Below are 8,189 nucleotides of genomic sequence, written 5' to 3'. Positions count from 1 at the left end.
TTAAGTAGGCTTGTAGTTGTTCAATACTTTGACACTTTTTTGTACTACTGTCAGATGTGCATGAAGGCACAGCCTGATAAATATCATCTGCCCAGCTACTTGATGCCATACTTAGCCCTTTTGGTATAGAGTGAGTGGTAGAGATAATGCCTGCCGTTTTATTAACTGAGGCCGCACTAATTTCACTTGCATATTGGCGGCCATCAGACTTTCTCTCATAATAAGGTATCACACCATTAACAATGGGGTAAAAATGTACATGCAAAGGAATATTATAATGGATCGTTGATAAAATACTCATACTTGGATAAGACAGTGCTTCATCAAGTTTATTTTTCATTGACTCTAAGTTATTATTCATAATTTTATCAATCGCTAAATAACTCTCACCGCCAATCCACCAACTATTGATATAATTTTTAAATGGATAATTCTTATCAATTTTATCAACAAGACTATAGGTTTGATTTGATGCTTCTAATTGCAAGCACTCTAAATAGCGCAGTGTTAGTTCATTTGAATCTTTATTGTCATTACTGGATAACAAATAATTTTTACAGTCAGAGTAATAACTTTTAGTTTGGCCTGTAGAACTGTTATTCGTATCAGCAATACCTTGCGGTGTACTCGTTGGTGACGTTTCAAGAAAGTTTAATAGGTTTTTATTCAAGCTGTTAATATATTGATTTAGATTATTATTTGCTTGAGTCAGCTGATTAGAATACAAATTCTCAACAATTTTTCCTGTTGATTCATTTGCTTGTCTCGAGTAATTACTTTCAGTGCCGTTCGCATAATCACTATTATTAAATTTAAAGACGATATTTCCTTTTGCATCAACATAAATTTTTTTCGCTTGAGCCAGTGCTACTATCTTGACTAAAAGTATTACTATCACCTAGACTAGAATTAAGAATAATTGTTTGATTTTTACCCGCAACAGAAAAATTATAATTATATTTTTTCGAAGTCGAAGCAGAAGAGCTTGTCAATAATGAAGTAACAGCATTAACACATTGCTGTGCAAGTGTTCCACTTGAAATTCCTGCTATACCCGGGTTATTAATTTCAATGCCATTCTTATCATATGGAATCTGATAAAACCAGCGCATAGCTTGAATGAACTGATCAAATTGGTTTGCCTGACATAACTGACTCGCATAAGAAGTCAATTTTGGCAAAATTGTTGTAGGAATAGTTGATTGTGAAGCCGCACAAAAGGTTGCAGCACCATCTATATTATAAAACTGGTTAGCAGCATCCACATTACATTCATATTTATTTTTAGCAAATGAAGCTATAGGCAAATCTGCAGTATTTAGCCCCAAACTTCCAGCAACCTTTTGCACTGACCGATAAAGCACTGCTTTACCTACATCATCTTTTACACTATTTAATAGGCTGGTAGGAACTGCTGGAATAGCAGTGTGATCTAAATCGGTTTCTAGACTATTCCACACATAATTTGCAAGTTGCACACCAACAAGAACAGCATATAACAAAACAATTTGCGCCAAGCAAAAACCATACTTAACAGGAACAATACATAAAGGACCAAAGATAGCACGTAAAGGCATCCACATCGACGACCAATTTTTCCCTAGAAACTCACCTTGGTGTGCCGTATTTAAGGTTCCGACAAAAATAACAATAGCATAAATAACTAATAATAATGACAACAAACCTGAGTTGAATGCTGAAATAACATAATGAATTACAGTTGGGTCTTGCTCTGACGCATTGGACCCTGAGACCCAATAAATAATATTACCAAAAATCTGCCAAAGAAAATAAACAGATTGATCATCTACAGGCCCTGGAACTAATGACACCATAGTATTTACCTTTATTCTTATTTATTTATAATTAATATTATTAAGTTTTTCTTTTAACAATAATTGATTGTCAGCTATTTTATCTAACTGTGAAGAAATCTTACCATCATCCATTAATGAAGCTATTTTTAACAATGCATTTAAATACTGGAGCTGTATCTTTTGATAATTCATTAAATTATTAACTGACAGTTGCAATGAAATACTTCGAAGTAATTGATCTCTGGTCGAAGCTTTCAGGCCATCAAACCAATTCGAACCTAATTGAGTTTGTACTGATTTAAGTAATTTTTTATTCGTCTTTTCACTAGCATTTATCTGTGAGAGCACAGCGGTTGATAATAGTATAGATTGCGGTGAAATTCCCGCACCTACTATATTGCTACCTTTTTCTTGGCTATAATATTCGCCTTTGACTAAGCTCATAAGGTAACTATTATTAGGTAGCTGCTCTACCAAAGTATGCATACTATTATTAATATTTTTATCATTTTTTAGTTGGCTAATATATTCTTCAAACTTCGATGAGCTATTTTCTCCCTGCCACCCTTGTAAGCTTTTATCAAAATCACCCGTTAAAATTCCAGAGTTTAATGAATTATTTGATTTATTCATTGAATAAATCGATTTTTTTCGGTTAGCAATAATGGCATTTAAATTTTGCTCTAATAACCCTAAAGAAATTGGATTGGCAGCATAGGTACAGAAACTTCTTAGCACTATTAATATTACAGCAATATATTTAATTAAAAATGTTAAGTTAATATTAACCATTATATACCTCATTTAATAAATTATTTAAAATAATATCGCATGCATCTGTCACTGTTAAATCATGGCTTTCTTCAACTAGAGTGCTAATTTCTTTTGTTGCACTCCCACGAGGATATTTTAAGGCTAAACGCTTTCTTGCCTCTTCTGGACCAATGAGCTTATAAAGTGACTCACGAATATAGACATCCTCGGTTGTTGTGTTAAATGCCCATAACTCTACGGCACTTACCGTACTTGTTAATAATTGGGTGTTAACTCCCTGTTTCGTTACAAACTGGGCAATAAATGTGGCTCCTGAACTTTTAGGGCCATGAACTCGTGTTGCTAATGCATATTTTTCTGTTTCATTAAGTCCAAATACCCTGCAAGTTTCATCAATACTTTGTGTGGAGCCAGAATCTAGAATAAAAACTCCAGTTGCAAAATCTATCATGAGCTTATCAAAATCATTCAATGCTTGAGAGGCAAGAGATATTTGAATTTTCCATTTACGCCCTTCACGCATATCTTGAATAACTTGATCACGCACGGAAGGGCTGTTAGCGGTACGATGAAATTCATCATACACGATTCGCTTAGGCTCTTCTAAAATCTCACGTATGCGATTTTCATGATAACTGTGATAATGCTTAGGAAAAGAGTGAATATCATCATGTCGTAAAAAATAGTGTTGTGCCATCACATGACGAGACAACATATACATCACTGCTGTTTGCTTCTCAGCAGCCGCACTTCCAGAACGTGCAACATCCTCTAAATCTAAAGCAATAATCCGTGCTTTTTCCAAATTCAGCTGAGTTGGGCTCGTCAAGGTTGGAAAGTTGCGAATAATCGCTGACATCGTTCGACAAAATGCAGAAATAAAATCTTCCTGGCTCCCTGCCAAAGAAACTTTTGCATAAATATCTTTAATACCATGAAAATGAGCTACTGAAATTGTATCGGCTAAAGTGGGCATTGCATATTTTTGAGAGCGCAATGCCAAATCAAAATAGCCTTTATTAAAAAGAATATCTGTAAGCTCCCACCAACTCATTTCAGGCTTAATTTCAATATTAATCTGATTGATTTTTTCTTCTAAATAAGAGTCCATATGAGGAATATAAGGTTTAGGCTGCTCACCATCACTAAATTGGCGATATAACTCGTCAACAAGTAAGCTCAACATGCCAGACATTCCATCAGGCACACAATCTTGCGCACGTTCAACATAAAGCAAACTTAGCACATTAATTAAAAATGAGCGATGCAATTTAGTTGGATAACGGGCGCCTAATTGAGTATCAAACGGATTAATCGCATGACCATCTTCAAGTTTTAATCGATGATAAAGAACCATATTTTTCTCATCTTCAGCGAGCCCTTCTTTTAATAAAGAAATAAACCCTTTACTCGATGGACCGATATCTATAATTGCAATACGCGGCAATTGAGATAGCCCTGGAGATAAACAGAGTCCCAAATTTAAACTATTTAGAAGCACTGACTTACCAGAACCTGAACGTGCATAAATAATATCAATCCAGCTCACCTGATGATTAGAGCCTGGCTGATAAGGCCAAAGTTTACCATCAGGTGTTCTAAACAATAATGCACCTTTCTTCCAAGGGGAAGCAGGTCGTGTGATAGGCAGCATTTTAACCACTTCTGATAATGGCGCCCCAGATGTAACCGCCGCACTTTTATTACGTACAGCAACCGCACTTGATAAAACTTCGGCATAAGGATCACCATAAAACTCTTTAACCTCGGCACCTCCCCAAGCTTGAGCAAGCTGGGCAAGCTTGGCTGAACGCTGTTTTAATAAATTCATTTGCCCAACAGGTGCCCAAGTTAATAAAATCATCTTTAATTTAACAATAGGATCATCGCCACGCTCATCAAGATATTTCAATAGTTTATGTGATTCGACAATTAATTTATTATGATATGAACTAAAAGTTAAAAACTGCGCTAACCAGTTTTTTGATTGTGTTACTTTAATTCCATTACCAGCAATCTGAAAGGAAACACGCCAAGGTAAATCAGCTAATGCTGCTCGCCTAAATAAATCATAAAAGGGCCTAATATTTTTTGGAAATAACTCAATATAAAGTGGATAGTAAAGCGTATCACCAACACGTGCTATTTTTAAATTAAGATTTTCCCCTTCACGTGGAATGACTTGTGATGACAGTGAAGGCCAAAGAATATCTGAAAGGTCACCATTCTTTTTAAGTTTTATCCTCTGACAATCGTATTGGTAATGTATCTCCTGGTAAGGAAGGTTCCCACTTAGGAGAAGTAAATTCATAGTCAATTGATTTTCTCGCTTCACGAACTCCCGTATGCACATCAAGTAACTTGATATAAAAGCCAATTTGCTGTAAATCTTCAATCACAGTGCTAATTAACGAATCATGCAAATTTCTAAGTTCAGATAAGCCTAAAAACATATTGGCCGCATACCGTGCCTTTGGTATTTTTGCTGCGTTGATTTTATTTGCCTTCTCTTTAAAAGCCAGTTTAATATGTTTAGCAGGTAAGGCAGAAGGCTCTGTCCAAATCACCAAGAAACAATCTTCATGTGAACAAACATCTCCCAATACCTTTCTTTTAGAAGAAAAAATATCACTAATGTTTAACCCCATACGTTCAGCTGTCTCTTCGGCAGCCTGTAAAGCGCTGTCAATGTGAGAGGCGACACTCTCAGGGTTATAATTAAAATAAAACTGAATAAAGTGTCCATCTGATACAAAAGAACTCTGTATCGAATCAACGAACTGCTGGCAAAGTCGTTCAAACTCAGCTTTTCCGACAAAACGTCTAAATCCATCAATTTTAATAATAGAAATAAGTGAGGCATTTTTAGCCACTAAAGTATGCTTACTATCTGCTGTCTCTAAATCACAATAAGATGCATGTGACTGCTTTAAGATTAAGCTAATCCATGCAAAAAAACTTTCTGTGTTGTCAAATAGCCTATCCACTAAACTCATATCACATCCAAGAAACTCTAAGTTCAAATATAAATTAAAGTATTAACTATAATTTAATAACTAAATGTAATTTTATTATTAAAAATTCAAAACTAAAGTTAAAATTAATTTTTACTATAATATTCCATGTCAAGCCATTAAATTAATCAAGTTTAATTTATAGGTTACACTCATAAACATTGAATCATATAGTAATCCTTACGCAATTAGTTTTATAAGAAACAACCCCTAGCTCTTACACTCTCAAAACCCTAAAACCATGAAACTATCAAATAACCTAATAGGTTAATTTAAATCCTAAGCTTAATAGCAAACCATATGCTGAATTTTAACGGGATTACTTAACAACCTTATACTTCCAAGAAATTCATTTTCTTTATAAGAATGACACTTCATCAAAGAAAATAGACTAGGATGGGGTACCTCTACAGCCAATGCTTTGCATAATATACTAGACCGGCTGGAAAAACTAGAATAAATTGACTTTGCTTTAAGCACCTCATTTTTATCGTCGCTAGTGTATATGCTTTTTGCAATAGAAGAAACCATTATATTAAGATCAACTTGACTAATTTCTGGTAAATATATCAATATATCCTTGCCAGAATAATTAACCTCATATTGATCCATTAACAGGCAATCAGCGCAAAGCTTACAAGCGATTACCAAGTTGCTAGATTTATTATTACTATAATTATTATCAACATTAACTAACTCAGCATGCCCATAACAGGGCAATAAACAAAATTGGCATTTATCATTATATTTATCTACAAATTTTTTAATATATTTTATCAAAAGAGTTACTATTTTTTCTGTTAAAAAATTTATTATAATTTCCACTAAAATATTTAATTGACAAGTTCAACATATTTTTATTCAAGCCTAATATTTTTTATTGCATCTTCCAAACCGTCAATTGACTTATGAATAACTGGCAAAGCAATTGGCCCCCCTATATGGCTTTCAGCTAACCAGTGTGATCGAATTCCTGCGGCCTCAATGAAAACAGCTTGACGTCCGACATTATTCAGGCAATACCACAAAGAACGATCTTGTTCTTTTAACCACAAAAACTGCGCAGTTGAAACAATACCGCTTTGACGAGCCGCCTGCAACAGTGAAGAGAATACCGTATAATTATAATAGTTTAATTTTATTATTTCTTTTATATTTTTATGGTTATAATATTTATTATATAATTTTATTGACAGGGTATAATCTATACTTTTTTCCTGAATTGACATTGAAATATCAGACATAGCACTTTCTGCTGAAGCTCGATCATAACAGGCAAAAGCAGCTAAAATGCCAAACATAGCCTTTTCAAGGGTAGTCAAACCACTTGAACCTGACCAAGGCTTACCTAGCTGCTTAGTAAAAATATGTTTTGCCAGATCACGATCAATCTTTTTATTTTCTAATAATAATCTGTTCTCTTTTATAAATTCTACCGGAGTCAATGCCATCTTCCAAGCCCCATCACTTACAGATTTTTTATTTAAATTTTTCCCTATAATAGGCATTGTTTCTGAGAACTTAAATCTCATTGAAAGTAATAAGCTTTTCATATCGTGAATTTCAGATAATTTATTCGTTGGATGAAACTTCCATAACAATAAAACACTAATAGCGCTCATAGGAATAGCCAACCAACGAATGTACGACCCTGTAATATTTGATATAGCATATATATCTTGTACAGTTACAGCCTCGGTTGGTGTGTTGTTAATCCAGTTAATTAAATAAGCTACATTTTCAGTTATTAGGTTAATTATTTTTAATTCGAATAACTTAATAAAAAATATTACATTTACAACGTAATTATGAAAATAAACATATATAGAGCATATAATTATAAAAATTACAATTATATAATATATAACATGAGGAACACCACCTTGATTCTCTCTCATAACACTAACCCAATGAAACTTCGCTGGCTAAGTTTGGTAAATTTAATGCTTCTTCTTTTGTCTTAAGCATGGTTAATCCTAAGCGTCTAGCATTATCTTTAATATGTTCAACAGCAGAGTCATCAGAAGATAAAAAATCAATAAGTATTGGAAGAGTGTGTCTAGGATTAATTAAATATAGCACACTGATCAAAGGGTACAGCGGCGGCATTGCACCTTGATTATAATCATGCATAGCAATCTTAATTCGGTCACATAAGGCATGCAATAGCATAACTATCGGCATATGCTGACAATATAATTGATCGATTTTTTTGATTAATGGTTTAAAGTCAGGAGAAATACTAGGATCCCCTAATGATATAGCAATCGATTTTGACTGACTAATTTCACTAGATAAGTCATCACAACCACTTTGCTCTTCATCATCTTTCATATAAAACCTCAAAATAATATATTACTAACTTTAGCTATGCCCAAATAGATAGAACAAAGTAATCAAAGCCTTATTGATTTATAAATAAATTGTAGTGTTTGTACAGGTTCACATTATGTGCTTCTCTGGATAAATAATACAGGAGACTTAAACTCGTGAGTATAGTAACTGTTACGCAATTTTAAGTTCGATTAGCTCAGTCACTCTGTGACTATCTCGTTTTTCAAGCCTAAACATCTTAATTACAAAT

7 protein-coding genes and 1 pseudogene are annotated in these 8,189 nt (G+C 33.8%); all 8 read right to left on the bottom strand.

Going from position 1 to position 8,189, the window contains the following annotated elements; all coding sequences use genetic code 11:
- A pseudogene (locus tag BGC07_RS22660) lies at nt 1–898 on the bottom strand (DotA/TraY family protein); the annotation flags it as partial.
- On the bottom strand, nt 837–1,835 hold the full coding sequence (locus tag BGC07_RS22655; RefSeq protein ID WP_069313684.1) for a DotA/TraY family protein: 999 nt from the start codon (nt 1,833–1,835) through the stop codon (nt 837–839). The pseudogene BGC07_RS22660 and the gene BGC07_RS22655, both read right to left, overlap by 62 nt.
- A 21-nt stretch (nt 1,836–1,856) precedes the next feature.
- Nucleotides 1,857–2,609 carry a hypothetical protein gene (locus BGC07_RS14545; RefSeq protein ID WP_069313683.1) on the bottom strand — a complete coding sequence of 251 codons (753 nt, stop codon included), beginning with the start codon at nt 2,607–2,609 and terminating at the stop codon, nt 1,857–1,859.
- The gene (locus tag BGC07_RS14540; RefSeq protein WP_235603275.1) at nt 2,602–4,902 is read right to left on the bottom strand and encodes an AAA family ATPase; all 2,301 of its coding nucleotides are present in this window, start codon (nt 4,900–4,902) and stop codon (nt 2,602–2,604) included. The genes BGC07_RS14545 and BGC07_RS14540 overlap by 8 nt, the downstream gene beginning before the upstream one ends.
- Complete coding sequence (locus BGC07_RS22650) at nt 4,823–5,587, bottom strand: hypothetical protein (protein WP_235603274.1); 765 nt, start codon at nt 5,585–5,587, stop codon at nt 4,823–4,825. The genes BGC07_RS14540 and BGC07_RS22650 overlap by 80 nt, the downstream gene beginning before the upstream one ends.
- 303 nt (nt 5,588–5,890) lie before the next feature.
- Nucleotides 5,891–6,430: a hypothetical protein gene (locus BGC07_RS14535; protein ID WP_235603273.1), complete on the bottom strand. Its 540-nt coding sequence runs from the start codon at nt 6,428–6,430 to the stop codon at nt 5,891–5,893.
- A gap of 32 nt (nt 6,431–6,462) precedes the next feature.
- The gene (gene icmP, locus BGC07_RS14530; protein ID WP_069313682.1) at nt 6,463–7,503 is read right to left on the bottom strand and encodes a type IVB secretion system coupling complex protein DotM/IcmP; all 1,041 of its coding nucleotides are present in this window, start codon (nt 7,501–7,503) and stop codon (nt 6,463–6,465) included.
- Between the two features lie 4 nt (nt 7,504–7,507).
- Nucleotides 7,508–7,939 (bottom strand): hypothetical protein, encoded by a 432-nt coding sequence (locus BGC07_RS14525; RefSeq protein WP_069313681.1) that lies wholly within the window; start codon nt 7,937–7,939, stop codon nt 7,508–7,510.
- Nucleotides 7,940–8,189: the final 250 nt, after the last annotated feature.

It is taken from the genome of Piscirickettsia litoralis, assembly GCF_001720395.1.
GTDB classification, from domain to species: Bacteria; Pseudomonadota; Gammaproteobacteria; order Piscirickettsiales; family Piscirickettsiaceae; genus Piscirickettsia; species Piscirickettsia litoralis.
Note: the sequence above shows the minus strand (reverse complement) of the source record. Positions and strands in the feature narration are given on the sequence as shown.

Excerpts from the sequence above, each read along its gene's own strand:
- BGC07_RS22655 (WP_069313684.1), bottom strand. The coding sequence starts at position 1,835 with ATGGTGTCATTAGTTCCAGGGCCTGTAGATGATCAATCTGTTTATTTT.
- BGC07_RS14545 (WP_069313683.1), bottom strand. The coding sequence starts at position 2,609 with ATGGTTAATATTAACTTAACATTTTTAATTAAATATATTGCTGTAATA.
- BGC07_RS14540 (WP_235603275.1), bottom strand. The coding sequence starts at position 4,902 with ATGAATTTACTTCTCCTAAGTGGGAACCTTCCTTACCAGGAGATACAT.
- BGC07_RS22650 (WP_235603274.1), bottom strand. The coding sequence starts at position 5,587 with ATGAGTTTAGTGGATAGGCTATTTGACAACACAGAAAGTTTTTTTGCA.
- icmP (WP_069313682.1), bottom strand. The coding sequence starts at position 7,503 with ATGAGAGAGAATCAAGGTGGTGTTCCTCATGTTATATATTATATAATT.
- BGC07_RS14525 (WP_069313681.1), bottom strand. The coding sequence starts at position 7,939 with ATGAAAGATGATGAAGAGCAAAGTGGTTGTGATGACTTATCTAGTGAA.